Below are 20,104 nucleotides of genomic sequence, written 5' to 3'. Positions count from 1 at the left end.
TCCTGGCTTTTTGTCAGGAAAACTTATGCAAGGACCGCAACTGCTGCGGCACCACGCTTGAGATCGTCGATCAGGTCTGCCGCATCTTCCAGACCGACGGAGAGACGGATGGCCCCGTCCGTGATGCCAAGACGTGCGCGTTCGTCTTCGCTGACGCGCATATGGGTCGTCGTGGCGGGATGCGTTGCCAGGCTTCGGGCGTCGCCGAGATTGTTGGAAATCGCGATGACCTTGAAGGCGTTCATGAAGGCGAATGCGCCTTCACGGCCCTTGTCCACCACGAACGCCACCATGGAGCCGCCATTGCTCATCTGGGCTTTGGCGAGGTCATGCTGCGGATGGTCGGCGCGACCCGGATAGCGGACCTGAACGACACCCGGCAGTTCGGCCAGCGCATCGGCCACGGCAGCGGCATTGCGGGCCATGGCATCCGTGCGGAGCTGGAGCGTTTCCAGACCCTTGAGCAGAACCCAGGCGTTGAATGGCGACAGAGCATTGCCGGTATTGCGGGTATAGGGCTGAAGCGTCTCGTTGATCCATGCGCTGGAACCGAGTACCGCGCCACCGAGCACGCGGCCCTGTCCATCGATATGTTTCGTACAGGAATAGACGATCACATCGGCGCCCAGCTTGAGCGGGGATTGTCCGAGCGGTGTTGCAAACACGTTGTCCACGATCAGCAGACCGCCAGCCTTGTGCGTCAGTTCGGCCACGCGCGCGATGTCGAGGACGTCGAGCATCGGGTTGGACGGGCTTTCGATCAAAACCGCGGCTGTCGGCTTGGACAGGGCGCGCGCCCAGGTGTTGTAATCCGTGCCGTCCACCAGTTCGGTCTCGATGCCGTAGCGGGGCAGGAGATTGGTCACGATCCAGTAGCAAGAGCCGAAAATAGCGCGGGAGGCCACGACACGATCACCGGCTTTTACATGCGACAGGATGGCCGAGGAGACGGCGCCCATGCCGGTCGCGGTGGCAACGCAGGCTTCAGCGCCTTCGAGGAGGGCGAGGCGCTCCTGAAGCGTATCAACGGTCGGGTTGCCGAAGCGGGAATACTGGAAGTGCTGGACGTCGCCTGTGAAGGTCGCGGCGGCCTGTTCGGCGCTGTCATAGACGAAGCCAGATGTCAGGAAGAGCGCTTCCGACGTCTCGCCGAATTCGGTGCGGTTAGGGGCTTCGTGCAGGAGGCGCGTGGCGGTGCGCCAGTTTTCTGAAGACATGATGTGTCCCTCCATAAGACGCCCTCGTAGAGGAAGGGCGCATGTGGCGGGCCGTGGAAGTCCTGGGAATCGTTCGATAACGACGCAGGGCCTCTTTAGCGCAATTTTTTAACCTCGCCGCAAGCCGGCCGCTCAAATCACGAGGGTCAGTCACGCCAAGGGCGTTTGTGACACCAAGACTATGGGCTGTATTTCGGTTTTGCGTCAACACCCTGAAGTTCGGACGGGGTGGATTGCGAAAGAAGGGTGGAGCGGTTATGCTTCATGCCGAGTGCGGGCGTAGTTCAATGGTAGAACGGCAGCTTCCCAAGCTGCACACGGGGGTTCGATTCCCCTCGCCCGCTCCAGAATTTCCAGAAAAATCAGCGGTTATTTTGGCATCGGCGGTGCGCTGAGCGTGTCCTGATATTCCTTGCCGTTCCAGACCCAGCGGTCGTTCGGGCTAACCAGAAGGTCGTGCATACCCTTATGGCGTGTGGGCAGGACGGAGATATCGCCGTTCACCGAGTCCAGAACCGTGTTCCAGGTGTCATTGTGCTTCAGATAGACCGAGGTCGTGCAGCCTGCGGAGCCGCACAGACGGGCGGACTGAAGCTGAACGAACAGGGCTTCGTCATTCTTGCCTGATGACAGCGATGCGGAACCGACAAGCACGACCGGCTGATCGTGATGTTTGGCTGCGTCCTGAAGATCGTCCTCGTTCAGTTTGCGGGCGTCTTCATCCAGCTTCGTGCCCGGATGCGCCGTCAGGATGACGGGCGCTGCACCCGCATTGGCGGGCTGCGCGGCATGGCGCGTGTGGTGATGGCTTTTGCCCGTCGCAGCGTCCGCACAGGACAGAACTGCTGGAAGCATGAAGGACAGGGCCAGAACCGCTGCAAGACGGGAAGGAATCTGCTGGATGGACATAAGACCTGTCATAACACGGAATTGAAAACGGGCATCTGTGAAGGTTTTGATGTCATTCATGGCGCAGCGTAACCACCAACACGTCCCGATAGGCTGGTTGCGACGGATCTACGGGCTGCACCGCTGTAACGCCGTGATAGACGCGGTGATCGTCCACGATTGCGGCATCGAGCGGGTTGATGAGGGTGAAAGACCCCAAAGGCTCTTTGCGCATATCATGGATTGTGGTGACGCCCTGTTCAACGTTGTGACGGGCAACCATGAGGACCAGAACCCAGTCCACGCCATCGCGGTGTAGACCTTCTGGCGTGGGGCGTCCTTCATTGCCGGGGCGGGCCTCAATGCGGAACTGATGTACTTCCACATGCCATGACGGGGGCTTTTCCGTCGGCGGGGTCAGGGCATCCGCGATCGTGCTGATGGTGCGGATTGCGGCTATCATGGCGGGGTGGGACGCGATCGAATCCGCGACGGCCGGAAACCAGCGTTCAACCCCACCATTGAGCAGGTTGTAGTCCCGGCTCTGGTAATGGGGCTGATGTTTCTTGCGTGTGATGGTCTCGCCCGAGACGGCGAAAGTCGCGTAACGGCGGCGGCGGTAACGGCCACCATCCGCCATGTAGCGGTCAAGACCCAGATGATTCCAGCTCTCTGCGAAGCCCTGCCAGTCAGTCAGGCCTTCATGATCGAGCAGCGGACGTGTGGTCTGGGCCTGAAGGAAGGCAAACCCTTTTTCCAGCAGGGTGTCTTCGATGTCGGTCAGAACCCTGTCAAAGGGTGGGGAGAGATCGGTAGGGCTCATGAATCCTCGGAACAGGGGACGCAGGGTCTGGGGACACTACGTTCCACATTCCCCCTTTGACGGAATTCTGAAAAGGGTTTTCAGCCCCCCAGATCAGGTTTGACCGGAGAAAGATGCTCGCGCAGCGTGCTGCAGGCCGTCGGGGTGATGCCCAGAATGCCCGCAAGATGCTGACGGTACAGTCCTTCATGGATCAGGCGAGCAGCCAGACCCGAGAGCAGACCGCCGCCGAAGCTGCGCTTGGCGTCCAGCATGCCCCAGCCGTTATAGTCCCCAAGGGCCACGACGGCGCCGCGATCGTTATAAGCGAATGGGGCAGGGGTCTTACCAGCGATGATGTCCGGCAGGGCGCGACCAATATACTGGCCCTGCTGCCGTGCAGCCTGTGCCGTGGGTGCAATTGGTGCGGCGTCAATGCGGGAGCAGTCGCCGATTGCGAAGACGGTCGGGTCCTGCGTGGTCTGAAGTGTCGTGGTGACGCCCAGCTGGCCTGAGCGCCCGCGTTCGAGACCTTCCAGGAGGCTCGTGGCATCAGAGGCACGGACGCCAGCGGCCCAGACGCGGAGGCTGGCGGGAATATGCTCACCGGTTTTGAGGCTGAAACCCGTTTCGTCCGCACCAACGACCATGGCTTCGGTGCGGACGGCAATGCCGAGATTTTCGAGCTGGCGTGCAGCTGCCGAGGAGACGGCTTCGGGGAAGGCCGGAAGAATGCGAGGCCCGGTTTCGATCAGCACAGCGTTCAGCAGGGATTTGCGAACGGCAGGGCCGAGACCGCGGGCATCGTCAATGGATTTGCACAGTTCAGCAATGAGCTGAACGCCCGTCGCACCGCCGCCCACAATGCCGACGGAGAGCTTTTCGCCAGCCGTCCGGGCTTTCTGAACCGCTTCGCGGAAGGTGGCGAACAGAGCATCAGCGTCGTTCAGGCTGTCGATGAACATGCAGTGATCGACGATACCGGGGATGCCGAAATCATTCGCACGCGAACCGAGGGCCACCACCAGATAGTCGTAGGGCAACGTGGCACCCGTATCGAGCGAGACAGTTTTGTTGTCACGGTTGACCGTCGTGGGACTGCCCTGAACGAAGGTGAAGCCGAATTTGGCTGCCGTTTCGGTGAAGGGGATGCAGTTGCCCTGATGCTGCATGGTGCCCGCAGCGAATTCGTGAAGGGCAGGCTTCCAGTAATGGACGGGGCTGCGATCAACAAGTGTCAGGGAAATATTCTGGTGACGGCCCAGAGCCGCAGCGGCTTCAAGCCCACCGACGCCACCGCCAAGAACAAGCACGCGAGCTGCAGCAGACATGGACATTTTCCTTATATCAGGTGCGGAACGGCACCCGGTTTTGCGAGCGCCTGAAGTATATCAACAACAGATTTTGCTATCGACAGAGGCGGGACCGCACAAGCCCCGCTCTCGCTGACGTGTTGGGAGCGTCTAGCTGCGGTAGGAGCCGTTAATGTCGATGTAGCCATGCGTCAGATCGCAGGTCCAGACGCGGGCTTCGCCGTCACCGAGGCCGAGATCGACAACGATTTCGATTTCCTGACCCTTCATGTGGGCTACCACGGGGGCTTCGTCGTAATTTTCGACAACGCCACCCTCTTTAGCGATCCACGTCCCGCCGATAGCGACGGAAAGCCGGTCGCGGTCCGCAGGTTCGCCGCTTTTTCCAACGGCCATAACCACGCGACCCCAGTTGGCGTCCTCGCCTGCGATGGCAGTTTTCACGAGGGGGGAGTTGGCGATGCAAAGCGCGATCCGATGGGCGGAAAGATTGCTTTCAGCGCCCATGACGCCGATGCGGACGAGCTTCGTCGCTCCTTCGCCGTCGCGGACCACCATGAGCGCGAGTTCCAGCAGGAGGTCGTTCAGCGCAAGGGTAAATTCGGCGAGAGCGGGGTCGTTGATATCGTCGATTTCGGGATTGTCAGCCAGTCCGGTGGCGAACAGCATCAGCATGTCCGACGTGGACGTGTCCGAATCGACGGTGATGGCGTTGAAACTCTGGGAACAGCCAGAGGCCAGCAGGGACTGAAGAATGTTTTGCGGCAGCTTTGCGTCGGTTGCGACATAGGCCAGCATCGTGGCCATGTCGGGGGCGACCATGCCCGATCCTTTGGCAATGCCCTGAATACGGACAGGCGTTCCGGCAATTTTCACATCGCGGCGTGCGGCCTTCGGGAAGGTATCCGTCGTCATGATAGCGCGGGCAGCGTCAGCCCAGCCATTTTCTTTCAGACCGGCCTTCGCGGCGGGTAGGGCGCCAATAATACGGTCCTGAGGCAGTTTTTCGCCGATGACGCCTGTGGAGGCGAGAAAGACGTCCTGCGGAGGACAGTCGAGAAGCTGTGCGGTGGCGTCAGCGCAGTCGGAGCACGCCTGCATTCCGGCGCGACCGGTAAAGACGTTCGCGTTGCCTGCATTGACGAGCAGGGCGCGGGCATAGGGTGTTGTCAGCGCAGTACGGCACCAGAGGACCGGAGCGCCGGGACAGGCGTTTTTGGTATAGACGCCTGCCGCAATCGTGCCGGGGACGAATTCCGCCAGCATCAGGTCCGTACGGCCCTGATAGCGGATGCCCGCGGCAACGGCGGAAAGCCGCACGCCCGCAATCGTTGCAAGGTCCGGGAGTGGACGAGCGAGCGGAGAGACGGGGAGCGGCTTTGCCATGGTCTTACTTCTTTGCAGGTGCAGCAGCCGGAGCCGCGTCCGGGATAACCTTGCCCTGTGAGTCGTAGTGAACGACCTTCACCTGGGATTCGGCGTTCTGTACGATATCACGGACCTTGTCGCGGATCAGTTCCTGACGGACCTGGTCATGCACCTGGTCGAAGGTCGGAATCGGGGCCGTGCGGGTCGCGAGAACCTGAATCACGTGCCAGCCGTACTGGGTGTGAACAGGCGTCTGGGTGATCGTGTTCGGCTTCATGGCGAAGGCGGCGGCAGAGAAGGCCGGCAGCATGTCAGCCTTCTTGAACCAGCCGAGATCACCGCCATTTGCACCAGCCGAGCCCTTGTCCTTGGAGAGCTGTGCGGCAAGCTTGCCGAAATCAGCACCCTTGTTGAGCTGGGCGATGATGTCCTTGGCCTGCGCTTCGCTGTCCACGAGGATGTGGCGGGCGTGGATCTCTTCTTCCGGCTTCTTGTTCGCATAATGCGTCTGGTAGAAGTCGTGCAGTGTGGAATCGGTGACCAGCGGGCCGACCTTTTCTTCCAGATAGGCGTTCTGCAGGGCGTTCGTGGCAGCAGCGTCCATGGCAGCCTTCACGTCCGGCTTGTGGCTCAGGCCTTCCTTTTCGGCAGCAATCTGAACGGCCTTCTGGTCAACGAGCTGGTTGACGATCAGCGGAATCAGAACGGACGGCTGGATCTGCCGGGCCTGCGGGGGGAGGTTGCCAGCAGCGCGCTGCACGTCACCGAGCGTGATCTTCGAACCGTTGACGGTGGCGATCAGCATGTCCGGGTTGGCTGCGGGGGCTGCGGCAGGAGCCGTTGTAGCCGGGGTCGCTGCGGGAGCGGCGGCAGGAGCGGCGAAGGCCGTCGATGCTGCGACTGATGTGCCGGCCAGAAGAGCGGCAAGAGCAAAATTGGAGCGGGAAAGCCGCATGTGGGGACTACCTCGGATGTAACCTGAAAAAAGGATGGTCTGCACCATGACAAAGGCTGGTCCGCCCTGCAAGGGTGCGCTCTGTTACCATTCCTTCACGAGGGTACTGCATAAGCTGTGTTCTATGCGCTGGATGTGACAGTGCAATGACAATGAGGACATTTCATCGGGCTTCTCGGGGGCCTCTCCATTGACCCTGCGCGGCCCCGGTCCTATTTCCAGCATACGTGAAAATCCTGACGGCACGGTGTGCGGTTCTTTTCGATTATGGAAAGAACTGGCGTTCCGGGCCTTCGGCATCTCAAGGTTCAGCATGTTCGCACGCCTCGCCCGCGCCCTTTTCGGTTCTGCCAACGATCGCACGCTCAAGGCGTATCAGCGCCGTGTGCCCGAGATCAATGCACTGGAGCCTGCGGTCCAGGCCCTCTCTGACGAGCAGCTTCGCCATAAGACGATCGAGTTCAGGGAGCGACTTGAAAAAGGCGAAACCCTTGATGGTCTGCTTGCGGAAGCTTTTGCAGTATGCCGTGAGGCGTCTCTGCGGGTTCTGGGGAAGCGTCATTTCGATGTACAGCTCATTGGCGGCATGGTTCTGCATGGCGGCCGGATCGCGGAAATGCGGACCGGCGAGGGCAAGACCCTTGTTGCAACGCTTGCGGTCTATCTGAACGCGCTGAGCGGCAAGGGCGTGCATGTTGTCACGGTCAATGACTACCTTGCGCGTCGTGATGCGGACGAAATGTCTGTCCTTTACAGCTTCCTCGGGCTGACAACCGGTGTGATTGTGCCGAACCTGTCGGATGGTGAGCGCCGCGAGGCCTACGCTGCGGACATTACCTACGGGACGAATAACGAGTTCGGCTTCGACTACCTGCGCGATAACATGAAATATTCGCTCGCCGACATGGTGCAGCGTCCGTTCAACCACGCGATCGTGGATGAAGTGGACAGCATCCTGATCGACGAGGCGCGGACGCCGCTCATCATTTCCGGTCCTGCGGATGACAGCTCCGATCTGTATCGCTCTGTCGATGATGTGGTCGTGAAACTCGTTCAGGAGCCGGATGTTTACGACAAGGACGAGAAGCTGCGGTCAGTCACGCTGACCGAAGAAGGCTCGCACCGCGTCGAGGAGCTTCTGGCGCAGGCCGGAGTGCTTCAGGAAGGCGGCCTGTACGATATCCACAATGTGGCTGTCGTTCATCACGTTCAGCAGTCCCTGCGGGCGCATACGCTGTTCATGCGGGATGTGGATTATATCGTCCGTGAGGGCAAGGTCGTTATTATCGACGAGTTTACCGGTCGTATGATGGACGGGCGTCGCTATTCGGACGGTCTGCATCAGGCGCTGGAAGCCAAGGAGCATGTGGAGATCCAGCAGGAGAACCAGACGCTCGCTTCTATCACCTTCCAGAACTATTTCCGCCTCTACCCGAAGCTGTCCGGCATGACCGGTACGGCCATGACCGAGGCTGACGAATTTGCGGAAATCTACCATCTCGATGTGGTGGAAATCCCGACGAACCTGCCGGTCCAGCGGATCGACACGGATGACGAGGTCTATCTGACGGGGGCGGAGAAATTCAATGCCGTGGCGGATCTGATCCGCGATATCCACAAGACCGGCCAGCCCATTCTCGTGGGAACGACCTCCATCGAGAAGAGCGAATATCTCTCCCATATCCTCACGCAGCGCGGCATTCCGCATAACGTGCTCAATGCCCGGCAGCATGAAAAGGAAGCCATCATCGTCGCGCAGGCGGGTGCGCCGGGTGCGATCACGATTGCAACCAATATGGCCGGCCGCGGAACCGACATTAAACTCGGCGGCAATATCGAGATGCTGGTGAAGGCCAGTATCGAGAACGTCGAAGACGAGGCGCAACGTGAGGCTGTTGAGCAGGACATCCGTGCGAGTGTCGAGGAGCATCATGAGGAGGTTCACAAGGCGGGCGGTCTGTATGTGATCGGCACGGAACGCCATGAAAGCCGCCGTGTGGACAACCAGCTTCGCGGTCGTTCAGGTCGTCAGGGCGATCCGGGCAATTCACGCTTCTTCCTGTCGCTTGAAGACGATCTGATCCGTATTTTTGCAAGCGATCGCATGGGCGCGATGATGCAGAAAATGGGTCTCAAAGAAGGCGAGGCGATCGTTCATCCCTGGCTGAACAAGGCCTTGGAAAAAGCGCAGAAGCGGGTTGAAGCGCGCAATTTCGACATGCGCAAGAACACGCTCAAATATGACGATGTCATGAATGACCAGCGCAAAGAGGTTTATGCCCAGCGCCGCGAATACATGGCGACAGACGACCTGTCGGGTGTGATTGCGGAGTTGCGCGAGCATACGATCGAAGATCTGGTGCATGCTCATATCCCTGAAAAATCCTTCGCTGAAGCGTGGGATACGGAGGGACTGACCCGTGAGGTTTCCCGTGTTCTGAACCTGGATCTGCCGATCGCGGACTGGGCGAAGGAAGACGGCATGGATTCTGAAAGCGTGATTGAGCGCATTCAGGCCGAAGCCGCGAAGGCACAGGCAGCGCGGACGGCCAATATGGGCCCCGAACTCATGCGTCTGATTGAAAAGCAGGTCGTGCTGACGACGTTCGATGCGGTCTGGAAAGAGCATTTGCATGGGCTGGACCAGCTCCGTCAGGGCATCGGTCTGCGGGCTTACGGTCAGCGCGATCCGCTGAACGAGTACAAGCAGGAAGCCTTCCAGATGTTCACGGCGATGCTCGACGACATGCGGCTCCGCGTGACGGAGACGATGTGCCGCATTCAGGCCGTCTCCGAGCCGCCGCCGTTCCCGGTCATCAACACCGAGGCGTCTGGCCCATCCGAAGAGCCGGCCGGGCTGTTCGCGCAGGGCACGACGGGTTCGGAAATTCCGGCGCCGGGCCCGGTGGCGTCTTTCTCGCCTACAATGCCGTTCATGCCGCGTCCGCAGGCCGTTTCCGCAGGGGAAGAGCCTGATGCCGAGACGCTTCAGCGTTGGAATGCCGAAACGCCACGCAATGCCCTGTGCCCGTGTGGATCGGGTCTGAAGTTCAAACACTGTCATGGCAGGCTCGTCTGAGCCTCTGACACGCAGATAGAGGAAGGAGCGACCGATGGCCGGTCATTCACAGTTTAAGAACATCATGCACCGCAAGGGTGCGCAGGATGCCAAACGGGCCAAGCAGTTCGCCAAGGTCCTGCGGGAAATCACGGTTGCAGTGCGCTCGGGTCTGCCCGAGGCCGCGTCCAACCCGCGCCTGCGCGCTGCACTGGCCATGGCGCGTGAAGTCAACATGCCCAAGGACAATGTCGAACGCGCCATCAAGAAGGCGTCGGGTACGGCTGGTGGCGATGATTACGTCGAAGTCCGTTACGAGGGCTATGGCCCGGCTGGCGTCGCGATCATCGTCGAAGGTCTGACAGATAACCGGAACCGCACGGCGGGTGAGGTGCGGGCAGCCTTCTCCAAGCATGGTGGTTCGATGGGGGAGACGAACTCGGTGTCGTTCATGTTCCAGCGCCTGGGCGTCATCAGCTATCCGCGGGACGTCGCGTCTGAAGACGACATGCTGGAAGCGGCGATCGAGGCTGGTGCGGATAATGCTGTGACCACTGAAGAGGGCCATGAAGTGACCTGCGAGATGGAGAATTTCTTCGCTGTACGGGATGCGCTTGAGGCCCGTTTTGGCGAACCGCAGTCGTCCAAGCTCGACTGGCGTCCGGAAAACAGCGTGACGCTGGATGAGGACAAGGCGCGCTCCGTCATGAAGCTGATTGACGTGCTGGAAGACAATGACGACGTTCAGTCCGTCTACGCGAACTTCGACATCCCCGACGACGTGGCCGAGGCGCTGGCTGCTTGATCCGCCTGATGGGCATTGACCCCGGCCTGCGTTTCATGGGCTGGGGCATCATCGACGTAGACGGCAATCACCTGAAGCATGTGGCGTCGGGTGTGATCGGGACCGATGGGTCCGAATCCGTGCCGCTGCGCCTGTGCGAACTGCATGGGGCGCTGAAGAAGCTGATCCGCGAGTATGCGCCAGCCGAAGCTGCCGTTGAGGAAACTTACGTTAACCGCAATGGCTCTTCGACGCTCAAGCTCGGTTATGCGCGTGGTGTGGCGCTTCTGACGCCCGCCTATGAAGGTCTGCCGGTTGCGGAATACGGGGCGATGACGGTCAAGAAATCCGTGGTCGGGACCGGGTCTGCAACCAAGGAGCAGGTGACGATGATGGTGAAGCGGCTGCTGCCAGGGGCTGAAATCCGCAAGGCCGATGCGTCCGACGCGCTGGCTGTTGCGATCTGTCATGCCCATCATCGGGCCAGTGCGGCGCATGTTGTAGCCGGGAAGCGCATGGCATGATCGGACAACTGACCGGGCTTGTCGGGCAGATTGAGGGCGAACGCTGCATCGTTGACGTCAACGGCGTGGGTTATGTGGTGTCAGCCTCGACCCGCACATTGGCAACGCTGCCGCAACCGCCTTCCGTGGCGCGCGTGCTGATCGAGACGATCGTGCGCGAGGATGCGATCCAACTGTTCGGTTTTGCGACGACGGATGAGCGGGACTGGTTCCGTCTGCTGACGACCGTGCAAGGTGTTGGCGCGAAAGTGGCGCTGGCGATCCTGTCGGCCAACAGTCCGGGGGAGATCCTGCTTGCGATCAATGCTGGCGACAAGGGCTCATTGACGCGGGCAGCCGGTGTGGGGCCTCGTCTGGCGGACCGGATTTTGAGCGAGTTACGCAACAAGGTTGCAAAAATGCCGGGTGGGGGCGGAACTGTCTCCGCGCCGGGGATCGTCTCGGGACCGAGTGTCGAGAATGATGCGTTGCTGGCGCTCGCGGGGCTCGGGTTCCGTCGGGCCGAGGCATGGCCTGTTCTGAGCAAGGTTCTGGCCGAGAACGAAAATGCGACGCTTGATCTGGCGATCCGTCTGAGCCTGAGGGATCTCGCGCGATGAGCGATGACTATCGCGAAACCGATCCGGCCCGTCAGCCTGAGGATACGGGCGAGGGCAGCCTACGTCCTGAAACGCTTGCGGATTTTACGGGCCAGAAAGCCAGCCGGGAAAATCTCGCTATTTTTATCGAGGCTGCCCGGGCGCGTGGTGAGGCGCTGGATCATGTCCTGCTGCACGGACCACCGGGTCTGGGCAAGACGACGCTGGCGCAGATCGTCGCGCGGGAACTGGGGGTAGGATTTCGGGCAACGTCCGGGCCGGTGATCCAGCGTGCGGGCGATCTTGCGGCGATTCTGACGAATCTTCAGCCGCGCGATGTGCTGTTCATTGACGAAATTCACCGTCTCCAGCCCGCGATCGAGGAAGTCCTCTATCCGGCGATGGAAGATTTTCAGCTCGATCTGATTATCGGCGAAGGTCCGGCTGCGCGGTCTGTGCGGATTGATCTGGCGCCGTTCACGCTTGTGGCGGCCACCACGCGGGCCGGGTTGCTGGCGACGCCTTTGCGGGACCGGTTCGGAATTCCGTTGCGACTGGTGTTTTATACGCCGGAAGAACTGCGGGCGATTGTCTCGCGGGGGGCTATGAAGCTCGGGATGCGTCTAACGGATGATGGTGCGCAGGAAATCGCGCGTCGGTCTCGTGGGACGCCGCGTATTGCAGGGCGTCTGCTGCGTCGGGTACGGGATTTCGCGCTTGTCTCGAAGCACGCCGTTGTGGATCGGGACTTGGCCGATGCAGCGCTGGGCCGTCTTGAAGTGGACGAGCGCGGGTTGGATGCAATGGACCGGCGGTATCTGAAGCGGATTGCCGAACATCATCACGGCGGCCCGGTTGGTGTGGAAACGTTGGCGGCGGGGCTTGCCGAAGCGCGCGATACGCTGGAAGACGTGATCGAGCCTTACCTCATTCAGGAGGGGCTTGTTCTGCGAACGGCCCGTGGGCGGATGCTGGGTGAGGCGGGATGGCGTCATCTCGGCCTGAACCCGCCAGCGAGCCAGGTAGATCTGCTTTCGACACTTGAGCAGGACGATTCTGCGCCCTGAAAATCCCTGAATATTGTTCGGGGCAGGGGCACACCATGACTGGAGAAACAGTATGGCCACGCACAAGATCAGATTTCGGGTTTATTACGAAGACACCGATGCGGGCGGCATCGTCTATCACGCGCGCTATCTCGGTTTTGCCGAGCGGGCACGGAGCGAGGCGATGCGCGATGCGGATGCGTCGGTCACGGAGCTTCTGAACGATTTTGGACTGGTTTTCGTCGTGCGTCAGGCCTCGATCCGGTATCGCTCTCCGCTCCGACTCGATGATGAGATGGAAATCGAGACGGCGCTGGAGGCTATGACTCCGACACGGCTGAAACTTTGTCAGACCGTCCGGAATTATTCCGGTGGTGGCGAAACGGCTACGGTTATCGACGTGGAACTGGCCTGTCTGAGTGCCGTTGACATGAAACCTGCCAAAATTCCGCCTCGCTGGCGTGATGCAGTAAGAAAACTGGAGGCAGGAGAGGTCTGACCCACTTTCCTGTTTCCCCGTGAAGTGCAATGGAGAGTCCTGACCCGCAAGGGACAGGATCTGTACAGGAGAGAACAGTGGATCATGAGGTAAGTTCGAGTGCGCTTGGGGCGGTCGGTGCGACCGGTCTTTCGCCTCTGGACCTGTTCCTGCACGCCTCCATCGTTGTAAAGCTGGTGATGCTGGGTCTGCTGCTGTGCAGCGTCGGCGTATGGGCGATCATTGCGGAAAAAATCATTCTCATCCGGCGCGTCAACCGCGAGGCGACCGAGTTCGAGGACCGTTTCTGGTCGGGTGGATCGCTTGACGATCTTTACGAATCCGACGGTGCGCGTCCGACCCATCCGATGGCGGCCGTATTCGGCGCCGCCATGGGCGAGTGGCGTCGTTCCGCCCGGATCGGCGGCATCGACCTGTCGCGGGGTGGCGTGCGCGAGCGCGTGGACCGTGCCATCGACATCACCATCATGCGTGAGAACGACCGTCTGACGCGCCGTCTGATCTTTCTCGCAACGATCGGCCCTGTGGCGCCGTTCGTGGGTCTGTTCGGAACGGTCTGGGGCATTATGCATTCCTTCGCGTCCATCGCGCAGATGCACAACACGAACCTTTCGGTCGTGGCGCCGGGTATTTCTGAAGCCCTGTTTGCAACGGCCATTGGCCTCGTGACGGCCATCCCGGCCTATATCGCCTATAACGGTCTGAGCAACTCGTTCGAGAAGTTCACGGATCGCATGGAAGCCTTTGGCACTGAGTTCGCGGCCATTCTGTCGCGTCAGTCCGAGGAACGTGCGGACGATACGACCGGCGGGAAGGCCTGAACCATGGGGATGTCTGCGGGAGGACGGGCTGGAGGAGGCGGACGCCGCAAGCGTCGGCCCGCTTCGGAAATCAACGTCACGCCACTGGTGGACGTCATGCTGGTGCTGCTCATCATTTTCATGGTGACGGCGCCGATGCTGACCAGTGGTGTCAATGTGGATCTGCCGAAGACGGATGCCAGCCCGGTCAATTCGGATTCTAAGCCGATTACCGTGTCTCTGCGGACGGACGGCTCGCTTTATCTGGGAGACCAGCAGGTTACGTCTGACCAACTGGTCGAACAGCTCAAGGCGCAGTCGCAGAACGATCCGACGCATCGCATTTTTGTCCGTGCCGATGCGCATATCGACTACGGACAGGTGATGCAGGTCATGGGCCAGATCACGTCGGGCGGCTTCACGCATGTTGCGCTTCTCGCGCAGCAGCCCCAGAGCGGCCAGTAAGAGGCGCCTGCCGTGGTCCGTCCACGCCGCTCTGACAACAGGCGCTTTCGTCATGCGCTTTACGGATCAGTCGCCATTCATCTGGGGCTGATCGCGTATCTGATTGTTCAAATTCCGCCGGAAAAGCCGCCCGAACCGCCTGAACCGCCTACGGTACAGATGGAATTCGAGCAGGCAGGTCCGCCGACCCATCCGGTCAAGGCCGTTCATCCGGCCCCTACACCCGCTCCGGCCCCTGCGCCTGTGAAGAACGAGGCCCCTCCGTCTCCGACGCCACCTTTGAAGGCGCCGACGGAAGAGCCGCCTCCGCCCCCTCCGCCGCCTCAGCCTGTGCCGCCTCCGCCGGAGACGCCGCCGCAGAAGCTGCCGGACATCAAGCTTCCGCCAAAAATGACGGATGAGTCCCCGCAGCCTGTACCTGCATCGCCGCCTACGCCGTCACCGCCGTCGAAATCGACGATGGTTGCGCCGCCGAGCCCGCAGACACAGAAAGCCGACAAGCTGCCGGATATGCCGAAATTCTCGCATATGACGCAGCCAAACGCGGCAAAGAAAACGGAAGCGGATAGCCATTCGCTTCTGGCGACGCTGGATAATTTCCGCGCCGATCAGAAGCAGACCCATGCGCCGACCGCAAAGGCCAATCCGCCGCAGGGCGGTGCGCCAAATGGGGGCGGTGTGCCGAATGGCGACATCACCAAGTCGCTGTCGATGGCAGATCAGAAAGCCATTGGTGGCTCCGTGCGGCGCTGTTATTCCGAAGATACCGAAGCACGGAACTATGCGAGTTTTGTCGCGCATATGGTCGTGACCGTCGATGCGACCGGTGAGGCGCGGATTGTCAAATTTGCGCCTGATACGGCTGCGAAAATGGCTTCCGACCCGTCTTACCGCGTTCTGGCGGAGCGGGCGCGGGATGCGGTGCTGAGCCCCGCCTGTGCCCATCTGCCTATTCCCTCCAAGATGCTTGGTCAGACGCATGAGCTGCGTTTTGTCTTCAGGCCTTAATCCACGAGGAAGTCTCATGTCCTTCATTCCCGATACTGACGCCGAGGCCCTGAGCGCGCTGTTTTCGCGCCGCTCCGTTCTGGGAGCCACCGCCGCTGGCGGTCTTCTGGCAACGCCTCTGGCCGCTTTTGCCCAATCTGCTGCCGCCTCTGGCCCCGGTGAAGCCGAAATCACCGTCGATCAGGCCCGTCAGGAGCCGATCCCCATTGTCATCCCGAACTTCGGGGCGGGTCTGGGTGAACAGATCTCGGGTGTCATCACGTCCGATCTGAACGGCACTGGCCTGTTCAAGGTCATGAGCGGCGACGTGCCACCCGGTTCTACGCCCGATTTCAGCGCGCTCAAGGCGCAGGGTGCCCGTGCGGCCGTTTCTGGTCAGGCTGTCGGTTCGGGCAGTGTGCGTGTTGAGATGCGTCTGTGGAACGTGCTCTCCGGCCAGCAGCTTCAGGGCACGGCCTACACGGCCTCGACGTCCAACTGGCGTCGCATCGCGCATATCATCGCGGATGTTATCTATGAGCGGATGCTGGGCGAGAAGGGCTATTTCGACACGCGCATCGCCTATATCGCCAGGACCGGTCCGCGCCATCATCAGATCACGCGTCTGGCCCTGATGGATCAGGATGGTGCCAACGAACGGATGCTGACGAACGGCGAATGGCTGACGCTGACGCCGCGCTTCAACCCGGTGCGTGACCAGATTGCGTTCATGTCTTACGCCAACAACCGTCCGCGCGTGTATCTGTTCGATCTGGCGTCCGGTCGTCAGCAGATTCTGGGTGAGTTCGCGGGCATTTCTTTTGCGCCGCGCTTTTCGCCGACCGGTGGCTCTGTCGTGCTGTCCGCTACGCGTGGCAGCGGGTCGGACATCTTCATTGTCGATCTGGCCTCGCGTGCGAAGCGTCAGATCACCAATTCCAATGGCGCAATCGATACCAGCCCGTGTTTCAGCCCGGATGGCAGCCAGATTGTGTTCAACTCGGATCGTGGTGGCAGTCCGCAGCTTTACATCATGAGTGCGTCGGGTGGTCCGGCGAAGCGGATTTCCTATGGCACCGGCCAGTATGGTTCGCCTGTCTGGTCTCCGCGTGGAGACCTGATTGCCTTTACCCGTATTGGCGGCGGCGGATTTTCGCTCGGTGTGATGAACCCTGATGGCAGCGGTGAACGCATCCTGACGAAGGGCTTTACTGTCGATAGCGCGACGTTCTGCCCCAATGGTCGTGTGCTGGCATTCTGTCGCCAAAGCGCATCCGGTGCAGGCGGTGCGGGCTTCGCATCGGGGATCGGCACGATCGACATTACGGGCTTCAACGAGCGTCCGATCCGGACCTCGACGGGCGCGTCCGATCCGGCCTGGTCACCGCGCAACGGCTGACGCCGTGTTCCGCGCTTCCGGTTCGGGAGCGCGGATTTGCAAAAGGGCGGGGAACCCTTTTTCCTGTCAGGCGTCGCAAGGACTGCTTGAACAGGAGAATTCCCCATGTCCCTTCAGGAGACACGGCAGTGGCGTCCGCTGCTGCATTATGCCCCGGCCCGGAACTGGATGAATGATCCGAACGGGCCGATCCTGATTGATGGTGTGTATCACCTCTTTTACCAGCACAATCCGGTCGAGCCTGTCATGGGCTATATTTCCTGGGGCCATGCGACCAGCCGGGATCTGCTGCATTGGGAAGAACAGCCGGTTGCGCTGCCATCAACGCCGCAGGAGCAGATCTATTCCGGCACGGTAATTTACGACCGTGACAATCGCAGCGGTCTGGGGACGGCCGAAAATCCTCCGCTTCTGGCGCTTTACACCAGCGTGTTCCGCGACATGCCGGGCGAGCAGGAAGACGGTACGCAGGCGGTTTCGGTTGCGGTAAGTCTGGATCGTGGAGCGCACTGGACCCGCTACGCTCACAATCCGGTTCTGACGCTTAATCCTGCATCACGAAATTTTCGGGACCCGGCGCTGTGCTGGTACGAAGAGGGCGGATACTGGGTGCTGACGGCGGTTGAGGCCGAACAGCAGATAGTCAAACTCTTCCGCTCCACTGATTTTCTGAACTGGGAGTTCCTCAGTGACTTTCGCCCGCCCGGTTACCATACGCCGGACATGCTGTGGGAGGTGCCGGTTCTGGCGCGTCTACCCATTGAGGACGAGGCCGGGAATTCTGGATGGGTAATGATCGTTAGCGTCAATCCCGGTGGTCTGACCGACGGATCGGGGACATTCTATTACGTCGGAGATTTCGACGGCACGACCTTCACCCCGGCAGAGCACCCAACGGCCACAGATGATCCGTGGCAGTATCGTTGGATGGATTACGGACCAGACAACTATGCGATTGTCTGTTTTGCCGGAACACCCACGCCTGTCAGCATCGGCTGGATGGGAAACTGGAATTACGCCAACCATACCCCGACTGTCCCGTGGCGCGGCCAGATGACGCTTCCCGCGCATCTATCTCTTGTGCGGCAGAAGGACAGCGCATTTTTGATAAGGCAAAAGCCGGTCAGTCTTGGTGACCCGGAAGAGGTTTTCGTTGCCGCTGAAATCCGTCCTGAGGCGGGGACGCTCTGGAGGCTTCCGGACAGTGTTGCGGACTGTGCGGATTTCGCGGGTGCAGTTCTTGATTTGCAACTGCTCATTGAGCCGGGCGGAGACGTGGCGGTGCTGACTGTGGCAGCGACGGAGGACGGCAGGTTCGGAACCGAGATCCTTTATGATTCCGCACGTCAGGAACTGATCGTGGATCGCAGTCGATCAGGGGTTCCTGTGCCGGACGTAGCCTTTACGACGCGGCATGTGGCACCCCTTTCCCTGCAGGATGGAGCCGTTCGTCTGAGGGTCATTGTGGATCGGAGTTCGGTCGAGATTTTCGCCGCTGACGGACTCGTCAGGATGACAGAGGTGATCTTTCCGTCTCCCCATGCTACGAGCGTAACGCTGGGCAGCTACGCAGGTAACGCATGTTTCAGGAGCGTGAAAGTACGCTGGTTTCGATGATATGGCAGAATTCTGCCACATTTATCAGAACTACTGTGACATTTATGCCGAAATTTCTGGTTCCGAATATGAATCGAACTTTTTACATTTAACCGACGTTAACACGACACTTGACCCGTGATTCGAGTCATGAGTATGGGCGCTTATGGCCACTGGTTTTCAGGTGAGGCATGCAGGGATCGGAACCGATTCCTGTCTGTTGCGAACAGGAAAGACGTGGTCCGGAATAACGCGGCATTTTCCGCATTAGGTTCCATTTGTGGGGCCGTTCTCAGGATTGAGACACATGAAGTTCAAGGTATTTGGCGCGCTCGGTCTGGCGCTTGTTCTCGCAGCCTGTTCCAACGGCAACACCAACAAGGGTGACAGCAACGGCGCAGGCGCCGTCGCTCAGGAAGCCGGCCCGACGCCCGGCAGCGAAGCCGATCTGGTCGCCAATGTTGGCGATCGCGTCTTCTACGAGCTGAACCAGTCCCAGCTCTCCGAAGAAGCTCGCGCTACGCTGGACAAGCAGGTTGCATGGCTCGCCAAGTACCCGCAGGTCAGCATCCAGGTTGCTGGCAACTGCGATGACCGCGGCACGGAAGAGTACAACATTGCTCTCGGCCAGCGTCGTGCAAACGCCGCCCGTGACTATCTGGTCGCCAAGGGCGTGAGCGCTTCGCGCATCACCACGATCTCCTACGGCAAGGATCGTCCGACCGCCGATGGCGACGACGAGCAGGCCTGGGCACAGAACCGTAACGCCATCACGTCTGTTCGCTGAACCGACGTTTCAGGCCTGACGGACTGAGATGATGAGCGGCCGGGGGATTATCCCCCGGCCGTTTCTGTTTTATGACTGGACCATTGTTGCACGCATGACTTACCAGCGTGCCCGTGAGTGCGAGTTTGTCTCAGGAGATCCGTTATGGTGCTGTCCCGTTCGCTACGTGCCGTCTTTCTGGGCACGGCTTTTTCCGTCCTTTCGCCCGTCCTCCCGGCTGTGGCGCAGGATGCGCCGGATAGCGGAGAAATTTCTTCACGCGAAGCCATTGCTCTTCAGGACCAGATTGCCTCCCTGCGCCAGCAACTTTCGCAGGTTCAGAATGGCGGCGGCCTGAGTGCCCCCAGTGCGACGGCGGCGGCCCCGGTTTCCGCGGGTGACGGGAACCTGACGGCGCAGCTTCTGGAACGTGTTTCGGCTCTGGAAGAACAGAACCGCCAGATGCGTGGCGAACTGGATCAGCTCAGCAACTCTGTCCGCGACAATCAGGCTAATGTGTCCAAGCAGATTTCGGACATGCAGTTTGCTTCCCAGAACGGGGGTGGCGCGGCTTCAACACCTGCTCCAGCCAAAACTCCGGGAGTTGCCGCGGACAAGGCCCCTGCCACCACTCCAGACGCTCCCGAGCAGCCGAAGACCGCTCTGGATGCGCTGAAGATCGGTAATGCTTCCCTCAGATCCGGCAACTATACAGATGCGGAGAGCAATGCGCGCTTCGCCGCGAAAACTGCTCATAGTCTGTCCGGCAAGGTTGATGCCCAGTTCCTTCTGGCTCAGTCTCTGGCAGGACAGAAGCAGTATCGCCAGTCTGCGGTCGCCTATTATGACGCCTATACGAAGGCCCCGAAGTCCCAGAAGGCGCAGGATTCTCTTCTGGGCGTGGCGGCTTCGATGCTGGCGCTCGGCGACAAGGGCTCGGCCTGTCAGGCTCTCGACAAGCTGAAATCAGAATTTCCCACTCCTGCGCCGCGGGTAAAGACCGCCGAGACGACGTTCCGGAGCCGTGCGGCCTGTCATTGAACTTTGCGCCATTGGAAA

At 60.4% G+C, this 20,104-nt stretch carries 19 protein-coding genes, 1 tRNA gene and 1 riboswitch; of the genes, 14 read left to right on the top strand and 6 right to left on the bottom strand.

Going from position 1 to position 20,104, the window contains the following annotated elements:
* Positions 1–23 precede the first annotated feature (23 nt).
* On the bottom strand, positions 24–1,217 hold the full coding sequence (gene metZ / locus ABDK74_RS05345; protein WP_346003007.1) for an O-succinylhomoserine sulfhydrylase: 1,194 nt from the start codon (positions 1,215–1,217) through the stop codon (positions 24–26).
* A gap of 74 nt (positions 1,218–1,291) precedes the next feature.
* Positions 1,292–1,371, bottom strand: a riboswitch (SAM riboswitch).
* A 119-nt stretch (positions 1,372–1,490) separates the two neighbouring features.
* Here metZ and ABDK74_RS05340 point away from each other — a divergent pair.
* A tRNA-Gly gene (locus ABDK74_RS05340) sits at positions 1,491–1,564 on the top strand.
* A 22-nt stretch (positions 1,565–1,586) separates the two neighbouring features.
* On the opposite strand, the gene ABDK74_RS05335 is transcribed toward ABDK74_RS05340, so the two are convergent.
* The 5 genes from ABDK74_RS05335 to ABDK74_RS05315 all read right to left on the bottom strand — a co-directional run bounded on the left by ABDK74_RS05335 (position 1,587) and on the right by ABDK74_RS05315 (position 6,543).
* Complete coding sequence (locus ABDK74_RS05335) at positions 1,587–2,126, bottom strand: hypothetical protein (protein WP_346003006.1); 540 nt, start codon at positions 2,124–2,126, stop codon at positions 1,587–1,589.
* A 52-nt stretch (positions 2,127–2,178) separates the two neighbouring features.
* Positions 2,179–2,928, bottom strand: coding sequence for a 2OG-Fe dioxygenase family protein (locus ABDK74_RS05330; RefSeq protein ID WP_346003005.1), 750 nt, complete (start codon positions 2,926–2,928; stop codon positions 2,179–2,181).
* 80 nt (positions 2,929–3,008) lie between these two features.
* Positions 3,009–4,238, bottom strand: a complete 1,230-nt coding sequence (locus tag ABDK74_RS05325; protein WP_346003004.1) for an NAD(P)/FAD-dependent oxidoreductase — start codon at positions 4,236–4,238, stop codon at positions 3,009–3,011.
* A gap of 132 nt (positions 4,239–4,370) precedes the next feature.
* Entirely contained in the window at positions 4,371–5,606 is a 1,236-nt protein-coding gene (gene argJ / locus ABDK74_RS05320; RefSeq protein WP_346003003.1) for a bifunctional glutamate N-acetyltransferase/amino-acid acetyltransferase ArgJ, read from the bottom strand.
* Positions 5,607–5,610: 4 nt separating this feature from the next.
* Complete coding sequence (locus tag ABDK74_RS05315; RefSeq protein ID WP_346003002.1) at positions 5,611–6,543, bottom strand: peptidylprolyl isomerase; 933 nt, start codon at positions 6,541–6,543, stop codon at positions 5,611–5,613.
* Positions 6,544–6,856: 313 nt separating this feature from the next.
* Here ABDK74_RS05315 and secA point away from each other — a divergent pair, with 313 nt between their 5' ends.
* The 13 genes from secA (at position 6,857) to ABDK74_RS05250 (ending at position 20,086) form a co-directional block, all read left to right on the top strand.
* Positions 6,857–9,622, top strand: a complete 2,766-nt coding sequence (gene secA, locus ABDK74_RS05310; RefSeq protein ID WP_346004165.1) for a preprotein translocase subunit SecA — start codon at positions 6,857–6,859, stop codon at positions 9,620–9,622.
* Between the two features lie 34 nt (positions 9,623–9,656).
* Positions 9,657–10,406, top strand: coding sequence for a YebC/PmpR family DNA-binding transcriptional regulator (locus ABDK74_RS05305; protein WP_346003001.1), 750 nt, complete (start codon positions 9,657–9,659; stop codon positions 10,404–10,406).
* Entirely contained in the window at positions 10,403–10,909 is a 507-nt protein-coding gene (gene ruvC / locus ABDK74_RS05300; protein ID WP_041111979.1) for a crossover junction endodeoxyribonuclease RuvC, read from the top strand. Before ABDK74_RS05305 ends, ruvC begins: the two co-directional genes overlap by 4 nt.
* Positions 10,906–11,508 (top strand): Holliday junction branch migration protein RuvA, encoded by a 603-nt coding sequence (gene ruvA / locus ABDK74_RS05295; RefSeq protein ID WP_194254237.1) that lies wholly within the window; start codon positions 10,906–10,908, stop codon positions 11,506–11,508. The genes ruvC and ruvA overlap by 4 nt, the downstream gene beginning before the upstream one ends.
* Positions 11,505–12,554 (top strand): Holliday junction branch migration DNA helicase RuvB, encoded by a 1,050-nt coding sequence (ruvB, locus tag ABDK74_RS05290; RefSeq protein WP_346003000.1) that lies wholly within the window; start codon positions 11,505–11,507, stop codon positions 12,552–12,554. Before ruvA ends, ruvB begins: the two co-directional genes overlap by 4 nt.
* Positions 12,555–12,606: 52 nt before the next feature.
* Complete coding sequence (ybgC, locus tag ABDK74_RS05285) at positions 12,607–13,032, top strand: tol-pal system-associated acyl-CoA thioesterase (RefSeq protein WP_346002999.1); 426 nt, start codon at positions 12,607–12,609, stop codon at positions 13,030–13,032.
* 29 nt (positions 13,033–13,061) lie between these two features.
* Positions 13,062–13,853, top strand: a complete 792-nt coding sequence (gene tolQ, locus ABDK74_RS05280; RefSeq protein WP_194254239.1) for a protein TolQ — start codon at positions 13,062–13,064, stop codon at positions 13,851–13,853.
* 3 nt (positions 13,854–13,856) lie between these two features.
* On the top strand, positions 13,857–14,297 hold the full coding sequence (gene tolR, locus ABDK74_RS05275) for a protein TolR (protein ID WP_194254240.1): 441 nt from the start codon (positions 13,857–13,859) through the stop codon (positions 14,295–14,297).
* A gap of 12 nt (positions 14,298–14,309) precedes the next feature.
* Positions 14,310–15,305: an energy transducer TonB gene (locus tag ABDK74_RS05270; protein WP_346002998.1), complete on the top strand. Its 996-nt coding sequence runs from the start codon at positions 14,310–14,312 to the stop codon at positions 15,303–15,305.
* A 16-nt stretch (positions 15,306–15,321) separates the two neighbouring features.
* Complete coding sequence (tolB, locus tag ABDK74_RS05265) at positions 15,322–16,683, top strand: Tol-Pal system beta propeller repeat protein TolB (protein ID WP_346002997.1); 1,362 nt, start codon at positions 15,322–15,324, stop codon at positions 16,681–16,683.
* Positions 16,684–16,788: 105 nt separating this feature from the next.
* Positions 16,789–18,300: a glycoside hydrolase family 32 protein gene (locus ABDK74_RS05260; protein WP_346002996.1), complete on the top strand. Its 1,512-nt coding sequence runs from the start codon at positions 16,789–16,791 to the stop codon at positions 18,298–18,300.
* 286 nt (positions 18,301–18,586) lie between these two features.
* Complete coding sequence (pal, locus tag ABDK74_RS05255; RefSeq protein ID WP_194254244.1) at positions 18,587–19,066, top strand: peptidoglycan-associated lipoprotein Pal; 480 nt, start codon at positions 18,587–18,589, stop codon at positions 19,064–19,066.
* A 144-nt stretch (positions 19,067–19,210) separates the two neighbouring features.
* The gene (locus tag ABDK74_RS05250; RefSeq protein ID WP_346002995.1) at positions 19,211–20,086 is read left to right on the top strand and encodes a tetratricopeptide repeat protein; all 876 of its coding nucleotides are present in this window, start codon (positions 19,211–19,213) and stop codon (positions 20,084–20,086) included.
* The last annotated feature ends 18 nt before the right edge of the window (positions 20,087–20,104 follow it).

Source organism: Gluconobacter sp. OJB (assembly GCF_039638275.1).
Taxonomy (GTDB): Bacteria; Pseudomonadota; Alphaproteobacteria; order Acetobacterales; family Acetobacteraceae; genus Gluconobacter; species Gluconobacter cerevisiae.
Note: the sequence above shows the minus strand (reverse complement) of the source record. Positions and strands in the feature narration are given on the sequence as shown.